Origin of the sequence: Bartonella sp. AC10YNML, from assembly GCF_042196825.1 — a bacterium.
Classification (GTDB): domain Bacteria; phylum Pseudomonadota; class Alphaproteobacteria; order Rhizobiales; family Rhizobiaceae; genus Bartonella.
This window is the reverse complement of the sequence record NZ_JBHIRA010000001.1, coordinates 196,986-213,749: the sequence shown is the minus strand read 5'-3', so window position 1 is coordinate 213,749 and position 16,764 is coordinate 196,986. Positions and strand designations below refer to the sequence as shown.

Here is a 16,764-nt window from a genome sequence, read left to right as displayed (position 1 = left end):
ATTATCAATGTCAGCGTGTACTTTTACTAAACATAAAGATGATGGTGCACAATAGGTCTTATAACAGTTTGAATGAATTTCATATATTTCAAGAGAAACTTTACAGCTATACCATTCACGAGCACCATTGCGAAGTAGATTTGGGCATTTTGAGAGATGTTTTCTTAACACAAAGCACGCAGATAGGCTCAGAATCCTATCTTAAATATTTTATAACAGTATAAAAACTACCCCATATATAAAACTTTACATAGACTAAACACCACCGCTCTAAACGATAGTGCACAACAGAATAATCAATCAAAACTGCACAACAGATATCTAAAACAGTAATTATCGAAAAGCATACAACAAACGGAACACTTCAATACAATTGGTTATATTCTTTTTTAAAGTTTTAAAATGTTGTTGCATGCTTCACAAATATTTTCTGCCCCCCGTACCTTTTAAAATTTACTTTTTAAAAGCTTTTTAAATATGAAGTGGTTTAGCAAATGTTGCCAAAGCTGCCTCACGCACAGCTTCTGATAAGGTAGGATGTGCATGGCAACAACGTCCCAGATCTTCTGATGAACCACCAAATTCCATTAAAACTGCAATTTCATGGATCATTTCACCAGCACCAAATCCAAGAATATGCCCCCCTAATACCCGATCTGTTTTTTTATCAGAAAGGATTTTAACAAACCCATCACTCTTTTGCATTGCACGTGCACGACCATTGGCCATAAAAGGAAATTTGCCAACATTATATTCAATGCCAGCAGTTTTTAGCTCTTCTTCTGTCCTTCCTACACTCGCAATTTCCGGCTGTGTATAAACAACACTAGGAATAACATCAAAATTAACATGCCCTTTTTGACCTGCCAAAATTTCTGCCACAGCAACGCCTTCTTCCTCTGCTTTATGTGCTAGCATTGGTCCTTTTACAACATCACCAATCGCATAAATTCCTGGAACATTCGTCTGCCAATGAGCATCAATTGCAATAAATCCGCGTTCATCTAACTGAATACCAACCTCTTGTAAGCCAAGCCCCTCTGTATAAGGAGAACGTCCAGTAGCAATAAGCACAACATCAGCCTCTAAAGTTTCAGATTCACCACCTCTGACAGATTCAAAGCTCACCTGAGCAGTTGAGCCAGATTGTGTAACAGCTGTTACCTTTGCACCCGTTTTATATTCAATCCCCTGTTTTTCCATTAACTTCTGAAATTGCCGTGAAACTTCACCATCCATTGAGCCCAAAACTTTATTAAGATACTCAATAATGGTCACCTTAGCACCTAAACGGCTCCAAACTGATCCAAGTTCTGAACCAATGACACCAGCACCCACGACAATCATATGCGTTGGTACTTTTTCAAGTGAAAGAGCTCCCGTAGAAGAAACAATAGTCTTTTCATCAATTTCAACATTCACTCCTGGAATGCCTGAACTCTCTGAACCGGTAGCAATAATAATATTTTTTGTTTCAATTGTTTGTTTATTACCATCTCTGGCAACAACTTCCACATGACCCGCACTCAAAATTTTGGCTGTCCCAAAAAAAGTATCAACTTTATTTTTTTTCATCAAAAAAGAAACACCACTCGTATTGGCCGTCACCACAGCTTTCTTATGAACCATCATTTGTTCAAGATTAAGCTTAGATTTACCAATAGAAATACCAAGCGTTTCAAAACCATGCTGGGTTTCAGAAAATACTTCTGAAGCATGCAACAACGCTTTAGAAGGAATACAACCAACGTTGAGACATGTTCCTCCTAATGTTGTACGCTTTTCAATAATTGCTACTTTAAGTCCCAGTTGCGCCGCCTTTATTGCTGCTACATAACCACCTGGACCCGCTCCGATCACAGCCACATCATAAGACATCCGTTTCTCCTTTCATCCTGAAAACTGTATTTTACAAATCAAGAACAAGGCGTTCCGGATCTTCTAAGCTTTCCTTAACACGCACAAGGAAAGTCACAGCTTCTTGCCCATCCACAATACGGTGATCATAAGAAAGCGCTAAATACATCATGGGGCGGATCACAACTTGACCCTCAACAACCATTGCTCGCTCTTTAATCGCATGCATTCCCAAAATACCAGATTGTGGTGCATTCAAAATCGGTGTTGACATCAACGATCCATACACACCACCATTGGTAATGGTAAAAGTTCCGCCCTGCATATCAGAAACGGCTAATTTTCCATCACGCGCAAGACGCCCCAAACGACCAATCTCTTTTTCAATCTCTGCCAATGACATTTGATCTGCATCTCGCACCACTGGAACAACAAGTCCTTTATCCGTTCCAACAGCAATTCCAACATTGACATAGTTTTTGTAAACAATATCTGTCCCATCAATCTCTGCATTAACAGCAGGAAGTTCTTTTAATGCATGACAAACAGCCTTAGTAAAAAACCCCATAAAACCAAGCTTAACACCATGTTTCTTTTCAAAAAGATCCTTATACCGCTTGCGCAAATCCATCACCGCTGACATATCAACCTCATTAAATGTGGTTAACATTGCTGCTACATTTTGTGCATCTTTAAGACGGCGAGCAATTGTTTGACGCAATTTCGTCATACGAACCCGCTCTTCACGTGTTTCTTGGACAGGAGTTGCCGAAGAACTCGTCGCAGAAGAAGAGGGTGTAGGAGCATTTGTACTTTGTTTTAATCCACCAAGAACATCTTCTTTAAGAATTTGTCCACGTTTTCCAGAACCTGAAATATCGCTTTTTGCAACATTATTTTCAGCCATCAATTTTGCTGCTGAAGGAGAAGGAGGCATTGCACTGCTCAAAGCAGGCTTCTCCGATTCAGATGAAGCCGCTGGAACAAGTGTAGCAGAAGGTGAAAGTGATTGGGAGATACCAGCTTCTCCAGCTTTCACCACTCCTAAAAGAGCATTTACTTCAACCGTATCGCCTTCTTTTGCAATGATTTCAGATAATTTCCCAGCAACAGGAGAAGGAACTTCAACGGTTACCTTATCAGTTTCTAATTCAACCAAAGGCTCATCCATAGCGACAGCTTCGCCAAGTTTTTTAAACCATTTGCCAACCGTTGCTTCGGTAACCGATTCGCCCAAAGTAGGAACACGAATTTCAGTAGTCATAATATTTTTCCATACATCAGAGTAGTAATAAATTAAGAACCTAACGCGTCTTTAAGAAACGCAGCCAGTTGTTCAAGGTGTTTCACCATTAACCCAGAGGCCGGTGACGCACTCGCAGGACGTCCTGCATAACGAGCACGTGAATATTGCGCATTAATATGCGTCAAAACCCATTCCAAATAAGGCTCAATAAATGACCAAGCCCCCATGTTTTTTGGTTCCTCTTGGCACCAAAAAACTTCCGCCTGCAAAAAGCGCGACAACACATTCACCAAAACTTTTGCAGGGAAAGGATAAAGCTGTTCAATACGAAGGAGATAAACATCATCAATACCCTTTTTTTCACGTTCTTCATAAAGGTCGTAATAAACCTTACCAGTACAAAGAACGACACGGCGAATCTTATTATCTTTTTGCAACTTAATGACAGAATCTTTGAGACATTCTGCATCATCAAGTAACACACGACAAAAACTTGTTTCTGGCCCCATTTCATTGAGAAGAGAAACAGCTCGCTTATGACGTAAAAGTGATTTCGGTGTCATCAAAATCAATGGCTTACGGAAATCACGCTTAATTTGTCGACGCAAAATATGAAAATAATTTGCAGGGGTTGTACAATTAGCAACCTGCATATTATCTTCCGCACAAAGTTGAAGAAACCGTTCTAAACGTGCAGAAGAATGCTCCGGCCCTTGCCCTTCAAAACCATGAGGCAATAAACACACAAGACCAGACATACGAAGCCACTTACGCTCTGCGGATGAAATAAATTGATCAAAAATGACCTGTGCACCATTAGAAAAATCACCAAATTGTGCTTCCCAAAGTGTTAATCCTCGTGGTTCAGCAAGAGAATATCCATATTCAAAACCAAGAACAGCTTCTTCAGAAAGCATAGAATTAACAACGTCATAAAGTGCTTGCCCCTTTTGTAAATGATTCAAAGGAATATAACGCGCCTCATTTTCTTGGTCATAAAGAACTGAATGACGTTGTGAAAAAGTTCCTCGCTCAACATCTTCACCGGAAAGACGAACCGGTGCTCCTTCCAAACAAAGTGAACCAAAAGCTAAAGCTTCAGCAGTTGCCCAGTCAACACCCTCACCGGTTTCAAAAATTTTAGCACGATTATTTAAAAAACGTTGAATGGTTTTGTGAACGTGAAAATCTGCTGGAATTTCAACAATTTTCTGACCAATTTCCTTTAAAGTTTTTAATTCAACACCAGTTGTTCTAGAATGCTGCTCATCAGAACTACTAAAAGCCTTGAGTCCCGTCCAGCTTCCATCAAGCCAATCAGCCTTATTAGGTTTGTAAGAAGCACTTGCTTCAAGTTCACCTTCAAGCTTATCGCGCCATAATTTTTTTTGTTGCTCAATCTCTTCTGAAGTAACCATTCCTTCTTCTACCAATTGGTCACTATAAAGTTGAAGTGTTGTTTTATGATTACGTATTGCTTTATACATAAGCGGCTGCGTAAAGGAAGGTTCATCACCTTCATTATGCCCATAACGGCGATAACAAAACATATCAATAACCACTGGTTTATGAAAAATTTGGCGAAACTCTGTTGCTATTTTGGCAACAAAAACAACTGCCTCAGGATCATCACCATTCACATGGAAAATTGGTGCGTCAATCATTTTTGCGACATCTGATGGATAAGGCGAAGAACGTGAAAAACGTGGGGATGTTGTAAAACCAATCTGGTTATTGATAATAACATGAAGTGAGCCCGCAACACGATAACCTTTAAGACCTGAAAGACCAAAAGTTTCTTGGATAACGCCTTGTCCTGCAAAAGCAGCATCACCATGAATAAGCAATGGCATCACTTTTGAACGCTCACTTAATGGGAGTAAATCAGTATGCGCAGGTCCCATAAGTTGATCTTGTTTAGCACGTGCTTTTCCCATAACAACCGGATCAACAATCTCAAGATGAGATGGATTGGCCAACAGCGATAAATGAACTTTTTTACCATCAAAGTCCAGATCAGCGGTAGTTCCCAAATGATATTTGACATCACCGGATCCCTCCACATCATCAGGCTTGTAAGATCCCCCTTTGAATTCATGAAAAATAGCCCTATGCGGTTTGGCAAGAACTTGTGAAAGAACATTTAAACGACCACGATGTGCCATTCCTAAAATAACTTCCCTAACCCCCAAAGCACTACCACATTTGATAATCTGTTCAAGAGCGGGAATCAGCGCCTCACCACCATCGAGTCCAAAACGCTTTGTACCTTTATATTTAGTGTCTAAAAACTGTTCGAATCCCTCTGCCTGAATAAGCTTATTCAGAATAGCTTTCTTGTCTTGTTGTGTGAAAGAATTTTTTTTATCTCGCCCTTCAATGCGTTCTTGAAGCCATACTTTCTGAACCGGATCAGAAACATGCATATATTCCACACCGATTGTTGAACAATAGGTACGATTGAGAATCTCAAGCATTTGCGGAATAGTTGCATATTCCAACCCTAAAACATTATCAATAAAAATGGGACGCTCGTAATCAGCTGGAGTAAAACCATAAGCTTCTGGAGAAAGTTCTTTATAATCTTCTTGTTTTTCGGCCAATTGAAGAGGGTCAAGTTGTGCATGAAGATGTCCCCGTTCTCGAAACGCACGAATCATCATAATTGCATGAACAGAATCACGTGTTGCACGAATAATATCTTGTTCACTGGAAGTTTTTCCATTTTGTGCAACACCTGTTATTGCTTTTTCCTTTAATTTATCGCCAAAATATTTTTCAAGAGAAGACCAATCACCATCAAGAGCAGAAATCAATTCACCCTCTGCTTTTAATGGCCAATGATCACGCTGCCATGTTGCTCCTTCAGCATTTTTAAGAACATCTTCTTTGTTATCATGAAGTCCTTCAAAAAAAGCACGCCACTGTGAATCAACACTGGTAGGATCTTTTTCATATTGAGCATAAAGTTGATCTATATAATCCGCATTCCCACCATAAAGAAATGATGTCTGTGCAAAAAGGCTATTTATTTCGTCCTGCCTTGCCATATACTTCTCCGGAACATTTATTCCGTCTCCTTATATCTCATATCTCTTTTTGATCTTTAAATGCTTACAAACAAGCAGTGATCGAACATTCAAAAAAGTTTTACCTTATTTATACTCAAGCTTTTTCACCTGAATCTAAGAACCTTTTCTTATTCAGGTGAAACTTTCTTTTAGCCTTTCAAAACTGACATCAAAGTCTTACCTATCTGTGATGGCGAAGAAGACACACGAATCCCTGCTGATTCCATTGCCGCAATTTTATCTTCTGCTCCACCTTTACCACCAGAAATAACAGCACCAGCATGTCCCATTGTGCGTCCTGGAGGAGCCGTACGGCCAGCAATAAAGCCAACAACTGGCTTTTTACGACCTTTTCTTGCTTCATCTTGCAGAAACTGTGCTGCTTCTTCTTCAGCAGAACCACCAATCTCACCAATCATAACAATAGACTCGGTTTCATCATCCGCTAAAAACATTTCCAACACATCAATAAATTCAGTACCCTTAACAGGATCGCCACCAATCCCTATAGCAGTTGTTTGTCCGAGACCTTCCTGACTCGTTTGAAAAACGGCTTCATAAGTTAAAGTTCCCGACCTCGAGACAACGCCAACAGAACCTTTTCTAAAAATAGAACCAGGCATAATACCAATTTTACATTCATTTGGTGTAAGAATACCGGGACAATTAGGACCAACAAGACGCGACTTTGAGTTTTCTAATCGCGCCTTTACTTTCACCATATCCATAACGGGAATACCTTCCGTAATACAGATAATTAAACGAATTTCAGCTTCAATAGCCTCTATAATAGCTGCCGCAGCCCCTGCAGGAGGAACATAAATAACAGAAGCATCCGCGCCTGTTTTTTCTTTTGCTTCTGCAACATTAGCAAAAATAGGAAGAGTTTCGCCTTTTGAACCCTCCCATGTTTCTCCACCCTTTTTAGGATTAACGCCACCAACCATTTGCGTACCATGATAAGCAAGCGCCTGTTCTGTATGAAATGTTCCTGTTTTTCCTGTAAGCCCTTGAACGAGAACTTTTGTCTCTTTATTCACAAGAATCGACATAACTTAAGCTCCCTTCACGGCTGCAACAATTTTTTGGGCAGCATCATCTAAATCATCAGCAGGAATAACATTCAAACCACTCTCATTGATAATTGCTTTACCTTGCTCAACATTAGTACCTTCAAGACGAACAACCAAGGGAACCTTTAAACCAACCTCACGAACAGCAGCAACCACACCTTCAGCAATGACATCACAACGCATAATACCACCAAAAATGTTAACCAAAATGCCCTTAACATTCGGATCGGCCGTAATAATTTTAAAAGCAGCTGTCACTTTTTCTTTTGATGCTCCACCACCAACATCCAAAAAATTCGCTGGCTCTGCTCCATAAAGCTTAATGATATCCATTGTTGCCATAGCAAGCCCAGCACCATTAACCATGCAACCAATCGTACCCTCAAGAGCAACATAAGCAAGATCATGCTTTGATGCTTCTATTTCCTTTGGATCTTCTTCTGAAAGATCGCGCAATTCTAAAATATCTGGATGACGAAACAGAGCATTATTATCAAAAGAAACTTTTGCATCAAGAACGCGCAAGTGACCATCTTTCATCACAATAAGCGGATTGATTTCTAAAAGGCTCATATCTTTTTCACAAAATGCCTTATAGAGAATCGGAAAAAGCTTTTCACCATCTTCTCGCGCACTACTTTGTAGTTCCAACGCATCACAAAGTCTTGCACTATCAGCAGAAGTAACACCCTCTACAGCATCAATGGGAAGTGTGAATATTTTTTCTGGTGTCTCTTCAGCAACCGTTTCAATATCCATTCCACCTTCTGTTGAAACAACAAAAGCAATTCGACCAACGCTACGGTCAACCAAAAGTGAAAGATAAAGCTCCCGTTCAATATCGGCACCATCTTCAATATAAAGGCGGTTGACCTGCTTACCCTCTGGACCAGTTTGTTTGGTTACCAAAGTTTTTCCAAGCATTTCTTGAACATTTGCAACAACTTCTTCAACAGATTTTGCAAGCCTAACACCACCCTTTGCATCAGGACCAAGTTCTTTAAACTTACCCTTACCACGACCACCAGCGTGTATCTGACTTTTAACCACATAGAGAGATCCGGGTAATTTTTCCGCCCATTTTTCAGCTTGCTCTACAGAATAAACAGCGACACCATTTGCAATTGGTGCTCCATATTCATGAAGCAGACGTTTGGCCTGATACTCATGGATATTCATGCATTTGTCCTTTTCTTTTATGGATTATTATTAGTCCTAAAGTTATAATATTCTAAATACTTTAATTTTAATGAACAAAATCCTGTTCAATTTACTTGAGGCTAGGCACAAGAGCAATACAAGCTTCACAAAGCTTTTTAACCGCATTTACTGAATAATCAAAAGCACCTCTTTCTTCTTTATCAAGATCAATTTCAATGACTCGTTCAACACCACCTGCACCAAGTACAACAGGTACCCCAACATAGGTATCATTAACCCCATATTCCCCTGAAAGATAGGCTGCAACAGGCATAACACGCTTAGTATCCTTTAGGTAGGCCTCAGCCATAGAAACAGCAGAAGCTGCTGGTGCATAATAAGCAGAACCTGTTTTTAACAAACTAACAATCTCTGCACCACCATCACGGGTACGTTGAATAATTTGATCAATTCTTTCCTGTGTTGTCCAACCCATTTTAACAAGATCAGGCAAAGAAATACCACCAACTGTTGAATAACGCACCAAAGGCACCATTGAATCACCATGCCCACCTAAAACAAAAGCTGTCACATCTTTGACAGAGACTTTAAGTTCTTCAGATAAAAAGTAACGAAAACGCGCTGAATCCAGAACACCAGCCATACCAACCACTTTATGCACTGGAAGAGCTGAAAATTTCTGCAATGCCCATACCATTACATCAAGGGGATTTGTAACACAAATAACAAAAGCTGAAGGTGCATATTTTTTAATTCCAGCACCAACTTGTTCCATAACTTTTAGATTAACACCCAAAAGATCATCACGGCTCATACCAGGTTTCCGTGCAACCCCTGCTGTTACAATAACAACATCAGCACCTTCAATTGCATCATAGGCATTTGCCCCTTTTAAATGAACATCGAAACCATCAACAGGTGAAGACTCAGCAATATCAAGAGCTTTACCCTGTGGTACACCTTCTGCAATATCAAATAAGATAACATCACCAAGCTCTTTAAGCCCAATAATATGTGCCAAAGTACCACCAATCATACCTGAACCAATGAGAGCTATTTTTTTTCGTGCCATTTTATTTTTTCCTAACTTTTAGACAATCCAGCGCACACTCATTTGCGTCCGTATACTGAATATTTTTGACTTCAACCATATTTAAACAATATCATAAAAAGGAGTAAAGCAATGAAATTTACAAATTTCTCTCTTCACAAAAACAATAACCCTCCGCACAAACAACTATTAGAAAATTATCATGATGTATCGATAAAGTGAATTTAAAAAAAATACAACAGAATTATTGCATATCTTTAATTTCAAAGAGTTATTATTTTTACAGTTTACGTAAAGGTAAAAGTATAATCAATGCTTCTTCTTCAAAAGAAAATGTTCTTCCCAAAGTTTCAAATAATCGTGACTTTGCATTTCAAAAAGACGTGACTGTGTTCTTTGAAACTCAAATGTTTCCGTGATCTGCGCATGCCCCTTATACAAATGCTCCACATCTGCTGCTGCAGACATAAATAATCGTATGTGGCGCTCATAAAGAGTATCAATGAGCAAAATAAACCGTTTTGTTTCATTGCGACATGTATCATCCATAACCGGTACATTATCGATAAAAATCGTATGATAACGCTCGCCTAATACCAAATACTCAGCCGCGGCCAAAGGCTGTACACACAAATCTCGATAATCAAAGCGTGCACATCCAGCACCAAAACGCGGAATAGGAATAAGGCGCCCTTTTATAGAAAACTCATCAGATATCTCCTTATTTCCTTGCAATACAAGTGCCCATGCTTTATCCATGCATTCATCTGCTTTTTTCCCTAAAGGTGTTACATACACGGGCTGTAGATTTGATTTTTCAAGACGATAATCTGTTTTTGCATCAAGATTAACAACACGAACATATGCTTTCAAAACTTGAATAAAAGGCAAAAAGAGTTCGCGATTTAAACCGTTATAATAAAGGTTATCGGGCGCCACATTTGAAGTTGCAATAAAGAAAATTCCTTTATCAAACAAAGCAGAAATAAGCCGCCCCAACACCATAGCATCAGCGATATCTGTTACACTAAATTCATCAAAACAAAGCACCTTTGTTTCTCGTGCAAGATCTTCAGCAACAGCTAAAATAGGATTATCCTGTTTAGATTTTGTATGCCCAGATGCTTGACGATACAAATTAATGCGCTCATGCACATCAGCCATAAAGTCATTAAAATGGGCGCGCTTTTTATGACCTTTCGGCAAACAAGAAAAGAACAAATCCATCAGCATGGTTTTGCCCCGTCCTACTTCACCATAAATATACAGCCCCTGAAAAGATCCATTTTCAGCCCCTTGTTTTGCAACACGAGCAATATTTTGTTTTTTCCTTTTAAGTATTCTTTTTAAAAAAGACAAAAATACCAAAAACCAAGGACGAGAAACATTTTGTTCCTCAATTTTTTTTAATAAATGATCAAAATGCTCTGTTAAAACTAATTGAGCTGGATCAAAACAAACTTCTCCTTTAGAGACCAACTCCTTATAGCGTGTTGAAACGAGAATCATCCAAACAACCTTTTTCAAACCGTTCTCAATGAAAAATACAAATTTTTTTCACGAATCTGTTTCTATAACTTACTTTTTCATAAACGGTCAAAAATGATTTAACGACTTAAAATAACGGGATGATCATCAAGTGTGCGTCCCTCAAAACGATCAACATTTGAAGAATAAAAAACGAGGATAACACGTCCAGAGTTATTATAAAAATATAATCTTTTTCCTTTAACAGCCCACGATCTCACTTGGGAAGCAATTCCTGGACAGTGTAAAGGACCAGCACGGTACCCTTGTCCAAACTTTGTTTGTGGAGTTGCAATCCGGCAAACTTTTCCTCCCATAGAAAGATTCCATACCCCAGCAATACTTGCAGGAAATAAATCAGTGGCATTGCTTGGCAATTCGAGACTAGCCATTCGTCCATCGCTCTGAGAATCTCCTTTTTCATACATCGGAGCGTTTGCATCTTCAGATATCGAGGAAGAAGTGGACGACAGATCAGACGCTTCTAATATTGTCATTTGTTGAGATGGATAAAAAACTTCTAATGCGTTACCATCGTCATTACCATCAAACCGTGTTGTTGAACATCCCCCTAAAAACATTACAGTTGATAGTGCAACGAAAAACGAAACTTTTGAAAACGCCATGTCTGTACTCTCTCCCACAGCAATAAATAAGCTTATAAAAAATCAAGTGAATATTTGTTATAGTTACAAAGATAAATTAACAAATGAAAAAAAACAGGATTTAAATTACTTATTTTAAATGAAATAATTTATATACCCAATTTTATATTTATTAAACACTAGAAATTTATAAGATTTTCAGTCATATATCCCTTAATTAAGTAATCATTAGAAATAGAGAAGTTTCATGAAAACGCCATTTAGCAAAATGGACGGTCTTGGAAATCAAATTATTGTTGCGGATATGCGTGAAAGCGCACATGCTTTTACACCACAAGCAATCCTTGCTTTATCGGTAGATCCCGAAATGCATTTTGATCAAATCATGGCTATCCACACACCAACCCAGAAAAAAGCCGACTTCCGCATCGAAATATGGAATGCTGATGGTTCAAAAGCTAAAGCTTGTGGCAATGGTACCCGCTGTGTTATTGCATGGCTCACAGACCGTAATTTTGGTGAAAATTTTCGTTTAGAAACTCCTGCTGGCATTATTGAAGGAAAACGCCAAACCGGCGATCTTATCTCTGTTGATATGGGATGCCCAAATTTCAATGCAAAAGAGATGCCTGTTTCACGTGAAATAGTTGATACCAATCACGTAGAAATTACGGCTGGTCCTCTAAAAGATGCTTGCCTTATATCCATTGGCAATCTCCATGCTATCTTTTTTATTGAAAATGATATTCAACATTTTCCTTTAGAAAAATATGGACCAAAACTTGAACATGATCCCCTGTTTCCCGAACGGTGCAATATTTCCATTGCTTGCATAACGTCAAAGAAAAGTCTAAATTTACGCACATGGGAGAGAGGGGCAGGATTAACACAAGCATGTGGGAGTGCTGCTTGTGCAAGTGCTGTGGCTGCTTATCGTCGTGGACTTACAGAGCGCCATGTTGATGTGAATTTACCAAAGGGAGCTCTTAATATTTTTTACCGAGAAGACAATCATATTATCATGACAGGACCAATAAAATATCAATTTAGTGGTTTTTTAAGCCCTTTAACAGGGTGCTACAAAAAGGATCACTCCTGATGGCAGTAGAAATTGTAACTTTTGGTTGTCGACTCAATAGCTACGAATCGGAAATAATTCGCAAAGAGAGCACTTCTTCAGGGCTAAACCAGCTTAAAGATGGTGCTATTATTTTTAATACCTGCGCTGTCACTGCCGAAGCCGTACGACAAGCAAAACAAGCTATCCGCAAAGCGCGACGTGAAAATCCTCATGCGCGCATCATTGTAACAGGATGTGCAGCCCAAACAGAAGCACAAAATTTTGCCTCAATGACAGAAGTGGATCTCGTTTTAGGAAACGAAGATAAACTTCACGCCCATTCTTATCGTCAACTTCCTGATTTTGGTATTAACCATACCGAAAAGGTGCGTATCAATGATATCATGGAAGTGAAAAAAATTGCTCCACATATGGTTAGTGCAATGCAAGAACGTACCCGCGCTTTTGTACAGGTACAAAACGGATGCGATCACCGCTGTACATTTTGCATTATTCCTTATGGACGTGGACCATCTCGTTCAGTTCCCATGGGTGCTGTCATAGAACAAATTAAAAAGCTGACAGATGTGGGTATTCAAGAAGTGGTCCTTACAGGTGTTGACCTTACAAGTTATGGCCACGATCTTCCTGGAAAAGCTACTCTAGGAAAATTAACTTCAGCTATTTTGCATCATATTCCTGACTTAGCGCGATTACGCCTCTCATCTATTGACTCTATTGAAGCAGATGAAGAACTCATAAATCTTTTAGCCTATGAAAAAAGAATCATGCCCCATTTGCATTTATCTTTGCAAGCAGGTGATAATATGATTTTAAAACGGATGAAACGACGGCATTTGCGTGAACATGCCATTCAATTTTGCCAAGAATTGCATGCCAAACGTCCTACAATGGTTTATGGTGCCGACTTAATTGCTGGTTTTCCTACCGAAACAGAAGAGATGTTTCAAAACAGTCTTGCTTTGATTAAAGAGTGTAATTTAACCCACCTACATGTCTTTCCCTTTAGTCCAAGAGAAGGAACACCTGCCGCACGTATGCCACAAATCAACCGTAGAATAGTGAAAATGCGTGCTGAAAGACTACGTAAAGCAGGTGAGGAAGCTTACCAAAAGCATCTTGCTCATTTAAAAAACAGTCAACAAACAATTCTCGTTGAAAGAGATGAAATCGGACGAACGGAAGATTATACTCTTGTACAAATTAAAGGTGTAAAAGCAGGAACAATTGTTCAAGCCCTTATCGTTGACCATGATGGCGATAAATTAATTGCTGTCCTTCCAAAATTAAACGCTGCTTGAACAGGAAATTTCTTATGACAAAATCTTTTATAAAAAAAATATTTTCTTTTAACAAATCTAAAGAGCAGGAAATGGAACAAATTTCTATTCCTGATAAAAGTGATATCATAGAAAAAAAGAAGGACAAAAATGAAAGAACAAAAAACAACGAAATCTCTATAGATACAGAAAAAGAAGAACAAACAAAAAATAAAAAGTCAACACCTACAAAGTGTGATGAAAAATCTCCACCTTTAGAATCTCATTCTGATAAAGCTTCCCTTTCTGTTAAAATTCCCCCTTATGGAAAAATTATTGTCACAAACACCATCCGTGAAAAAAAGGATGAAGAAATTTTGTCTGAATCCTTTGTTGAACAAAAAAAGACAGCGTGGTTTGGACGCCTTAAAAAAGGTCTATCGCTTTCTTCACAACGCCTAAGCGGATCAATTAGTGACCTCTTTGTTAAAAGAAAACTTGATGAAGCTACACTGCAAGAGCTCGAAGATATTCTGATTCAAGCTGACCTCGGTGTAGAAACGGCAACGCGCATCACAAATACTTTAGCTTCCAGTCGTTATGGAAAAGACCTCTCTCCAGATGACATTCATACTATTGTAGCTGATGAGATCAAAAAAGTTCTGGAACCTGTTGCAATACCATTAGAACTTGATCTCAGCCATAAGCCTCATGTTATTTTGCTAGTAGGTGTAAATGGCACTGGAAAAACGACAACTATTGGAAAACTTGCCGCCAAATTAACAGCAGGGGGATTAAAAGTTATGCTTGCAGCCGGTGACACTTTCCGAGCCGCAGCTATTGAGCAACTGCATATTTGGGGTGAACGTACTGATTCTCCTGTTATTTCTACAAAATTAGGTGCAGATGCTGCAAGTTTAGCCTTTGATGCTTTTGAGAAAGCAAAAAAAGCAAACAGTGATGTATTAATTATTGATACAGCAGGACGTTTACAAAATAAATCTGAATTGATGGATGAGTTAGCAAAAATTATTCGTGTTTTAAGAAAACACACCCCCCAAGCGCCCCATACAATCCTTCAAACACTTGATGCAACGACCGGACAAAATGCACTCAACCAAGTGGACATTTTCCGTGATATTGCTGGTGTTAATGGTTTGGTCATGACAAAGCTGGATGGAACAGCACGAGGAGGAATTCTTGTCGCTATCGCAGCAAAATATAAATTACCCGTTTATTTTATCGGTATAGGAGAGAATATTGAAGACCTTCAACCCTTTTCTGCTTCTGACTTTGCCGAAACTATTGCAGGAAAACATGTATGAAACAGCCTTTATCTAACCCTAATTCACATAATAATTCTGAAAAAAATGTGAATAACAATAAAAAAACGCCCCTTTCACCAACACTTAAGTTTCTTTTAGAAATGGGACCATTGGTCGCCTTCTTTTTTGCTAATTATAAAGGAGAATGGTTGATAAAAAACATTGAATTTTTTCAAAATTTTAGCAAGCCTATTTTCCCTGCAACAGCTATTTTTATGGTAGCAATTATTATTTCTCTAAGCTTATCATGGATCCTTGCAAAACAAATTCCTATTATGCCTCTTATTTCGGGAATATTTGTTTTAGTTTTTGGTTTTTTAACTCTCTGGCTTCATAATGAAACTTTCATAAAAATGAAACCAACAATCATTAATAGCTTATTTGCTTTGATACTTTTTGGTGGAATGTTTTTTAAAAAACCCCTTTTGCGTTATGCTCTTGATTCTACCTTAAAACTTGATGATTTAGGCTGGCAAAAATTGACCTATCGTTGGGCATTTTTTTTCATTTTTCTTGCTCTTTTGAATGAAATTATTTGGCGCAATTTTAGCGATAATTTTTGGACGAGTTTCAAAGTTTTTGGCGTCATGCCTATAACAGTCCTTTTCATGCTTACCCAAATGCCTATCATTATAAAACATTCAAAAGGACTTTTTACAGAAGAGGACAAATCTGATTCTTAAAAAACTTACCATCACAAATTATTTTATAGATTCATTGCGAAACACTGTTCAGGAGAAAAAACATGCTGATTGAACAGTTTATCTGTCGAGAAGATAATTTTGGTGTGCTCATTCATGATGAAAAAAGTGGTATGACAGCCGCAATAGATGCTCCAGAAAGCAAAGCGATTCATAACGCTTTAAAGCGCCGTAATTGGACACTTAACACTATTTTTGTGACTCACCATCATCACGACCATGTAGAAGCCCTAGCAGAATTAAAACAAGTTTACAATGCTATAATTATTGGACCAGAAGCAGAAAAAGAAAAGATTCATCATCTTGATCAAACACTTCACCATGATGAGAAACTTTTTTTTGGTTCTCACACACTTTTAGCTCTATCAACACCTGGCCATACGCTAGGAGCGCTATCTTACTATTTTTCTGAAAAAAAATTACTGTTTGCTGGAGACACACTTTTTTCACTTGGTTGTGGACGTCTTTTTGAAGGAACAGCTGCACAAATGCTAAATTCTTTAAAAAAACTTCGTAAACTTCCCGATGAAACACTCCTCTATTGTGGACACGAGTACACAAAAAATAACGCTCTTTTCGCGCTAACAATTGACCCACATAATAAAAAACTCCAGCAAAGAGTAGAAGATGTTTTTTTACTGCGCGCAAAAAATGCCATGACTCTTCCTGTCACTTTAGGGCAAGAAAAAACAACAAATCCCTTTCTCCGCTGGGATGATAGTGTGTTGCGAAGAAACCTTGTAATGGAAGAAGAAACAGATGAAGAAGTCTTTGCTGAAATTCGAAGAAGAAAGGATAATTTTTAAC

At 38.5% G+C, this 16,764-nt stretch carries 13 protein-coding genes; 5 read left to right on the top strand and 8 right to left on the bottom strand.

Annotation, left to right across the window (positions count from 1 at the left end):
• Positions 1 to 471 precede the first annotated feature (471 nt).
• From lpdA to ACFINA_RS00755, 8 genes are all read right to left on the bottom strand, one after another.
• Complete coding sequence (gene lpdA / locus ACFINA_RS00790; RefSeq protein WP_375614922.1) at positions 472 to 1,878, bottom strand: dihydrolipoyl dehydrogenase; 1,407 nt, start codon at positions 1,876 to 1,878, stop codon at positions 472 to 474.
• A 31-nt stretch (positions 1,879 to 1,909) separates the two neighbouring features.
• Positions 1,910 to 3,121 carry a 2-oxoglutarate dehydrogenase complex dihydrolipoyllysine-residue succinyltransferase gene (odhB, locus tag ACFINA_RS00785; protein ID WP_375606076.1) on the bottom strand — a complete coding sequence of 404 codons (1,212 nt, stop codon included), beginning with the start codon at positions 3,119 to 3,121 and terminating at the stop codon, positions 1,910 to 1,912.
• Between the two features lie 32 nt (positions 3,122 to 3,153).
• Positions 3,154 to 6,153 (bottom strand): 2-oxoglutarate dehydrogenase E1 component, encoded by a 3,000-nt coding sequence (locus ACFINA_RS00780; RefSeq protein ID WP_375614347.1) that lies wholly within the window; start codon positions 6,151 to 6,153, stop codon positions 3,154 to 3,156.
• 170 nt (positions 6,154 to 6,323) lie between these two features.
• Positions 6,324 to 7,226, bottom strand: a complete 903-nt coding sequence (sucD, locus tag ACFINA_RS00775; protein WP_375614346.1) for a succinate--CoA ligase subunit alpha — start codon at positions 7,224 to 7,226, stop codon at positions 6,324 to 6,326.
• A gap of 3 nt (positions 7,227 to 7,229) precedes the next feature.
• Positions 7,230 to 8,426 (bottom strand): ADP-forming succinate--CoA ligase subunit beta, encoded by a 1,197-nt coding sequence (gene sucC, locus ACFINA_RS00770; RefSeq protein ID WP_375606079.1) that lies wholly within the window; start codon positions 8,424 to 8,426, stop codon positions 7,230 to 7,232.
• Positions 8,427 to 8,517: 91 nt separating this feature from the next.
• Positions 8,518 to 9,480 carry a malate dehydrogenase gene (gene mdh / locus ACFINA_RS00765; RefSeq protein WP_375606080.1) on the bottom strand — a complete coding sequence of 321 codons (963 nt, stop codon included), beginning with the start codon at positions 9,478 to 9,480 and terminating at the stop codon, positions 8,518 to 8,520.
• A 288-nt stretch (positions 9,481 to 9,768) separates the two neighbouring features.
• Positions 9,769 to 10,968 (bottom strand): cell division protein ZapE, encoded by a 1,200-nt coding sequence (gene zapE / locus ACFINA_RS00760; protein WP_375606081.1) that lies wholly within the window; start codon positions 10,966 to 10,968, stop codon positions 9,769 to 9,771.
• A 98-nt stretch (positions 10,969 to 11,066) separates the two neighbouring features.
• Positions 11,067 to 11,612, bottom strand: a complete 546-nt coding sequence (locus ACFINA_RS00755; protein ID WP_375606082.1) for an AprI/Inh family metalloprotease inhibitor — start codon at positions 11,610 to 11,612, stop codon at positions 11,067 to 11,069.
• 226 nt (positions 11,613 to 11,838) lie between these two features.
• Here ACFINA_RS00755 and dapF point away from each other — a divergent pair, with 226 nt between their 5' ends.
• The 5 genes from dapF (at position 11,839) to gloB (ending at position 16,763) form a co-directional block, all read left to right on the top strand.
• Positions 11,839 to 12,690, top strand: a complete 852-nt coding sequence (gene dapF / locus ACFINA_RS00750) for a diaminopimelate epimerase (RefSeq protein ID WP_375614921.1) — start codon at positions 11,839 to 11,841, stop codon at positions 12,688 to 12,690.
• On the top strand, positions 12,690 to 13,973 hold the full coding sequence (gene mtaB / locus ACFINA_RS00745; protein WP_375609976.1) for a tRNA (N(6)-L-threonylcarbamoyladenosine(37)-C(2))-methylthiotransferase MtaB: 1,284 nt from the start codon (positions 12,690 to 12,692) through the stop codon (positions 13,971 to 13,973). Before dapF ends, mtaB begins: the two co-directional genes overlap by 1 nt.
• Before the next feature lie 14 nt (positions 13,974 to 13,987).
• Entirely contained in the window at positions 13,988 to 15,256 is a 1,269-nt protein-coding gene (gene ftsY, locus ACFINA_RS00740; protein WP_375614920.1) for a signal recognition particle-docking protein FtsY, read from the top strand.
• Complete coding sequence (locus ACFINA_RS00735) at positions 15,253 to 15,939, top strand: septation protein A (protein ID WP_375606086.1); 687 nt, start codon at positions 15,253 to 15,255, stop codon at positions 15,937 to 15,939. Before ftsY ends, ACFINA_RS00735 begins: the two co-directional genes overlap by 4 nt.
• 62 nt (positions 15,940 to 16,001) lie before the next feature.
• The gene (gene gloB / locus ACFINA_RS00730; protein ID WP_375606087.1) at positions 16,002 to 16,763 is read left to right on the top strand and encodes a hydroxyacylglutathione hydrolase; all 762 of its coding nucleotides are present in this window, start codon (positions 16,002 to 16,004) and stop codon (positions 16,761 to 16,763) included.
• Position 16,764: the final 1 nt, after the last annotated feature.

Excerpts from the sequence above, each read along its gene's own strand:
- zapE (WP_375606081.1), bottom strand. The coding sequence starts at position 10,968 with ATGATTCTCGTTTCAACACGCTATAAGGAGTTGGTCTCTAAAGGAGAA.
- dapF (WP_375614921.1), top strand. The coding sequence starts at position 11,839 with ATGAAAACGCCATTTAGCAAAATGGACGGTCTTGGAAATCAAATTATT.
- odhB (WP_375606076.1), bottom strand. The coding sequence starts at position 3,121 with ATGACTACTGAAATTCGTGTTCCTACTTTGGGCGAATCGGTTACCGAA.
- ftsY (WP_375614920.1), top strand. The coding sequence starts at position 13,988 with ATGACAAAATCTTTTATAAAAAAAATATTTTCTTTTAACAAATCTAAA.
- sucD (WP_375614346.1), bottom strand. The coding sequence starts at position 7,226 with ATGTCGATTCTTGTGAATAAAGAGACAAAAGTTCTCGTTCAAGGGCTT.
- ACFINA_RS00755 (WP_375606082.1), bottom strand. The coding sequence starts at position 11,612 with ATGGCGTTTTCAAAAGTTTCGTTTTTCGTTGCACTATCAACTGTAATG.
- ACFINA_RS00780 (WP_375614347.1), bottom strand. The coding sequence starts at position 6,153 with ATGGCAAGGCAGGACGAAATAAATAGCCTTTTTGCACAGACATCATTT.
- mdh (WP_375606080.1), bottom strand. The coding sequence starts at position 9,480 with ATGGCACGAAAAAAAATAGCTCTCATTGGTTCAGGTATGATTGGTGGT.
- mtaB (WP_375609976.1), top strand. The coding sequence starts at position 12,690 with ATGGCAGTAGAAATTGTAACTTTTGGTTGTCGACTCAATAGCTACGAA.
- sucC (WP_375606079.1), bottom strand. The coding sequence starts at position 8,426 with ATGAATATCCATGAGTATCAGGCCAAACGTCTGCTTCATGAATATGGA.
- ACFINA_RS00735 (WP_375606086.1), top strand. The coding sequence starts at position 15,253 with ATGAAACAGCCTTTATCTAACCCTAATTCACATAATAATTCTGAAAAA.
- gloB (WP_375606087.1), top strand. The coding sequence starts at position 16,002 with ATGCTGATTGAACAGTTTATCTGTCGAGAAGATAATTTTGGTGTGCTC.
- lpdA (WP_375614922.1), bottom strand. The coding sequence starts at position 1,878 with ATGTCTTATGATGTGGCTGTGATCGGAGCGGGTCCAGGTGGTTATGTA.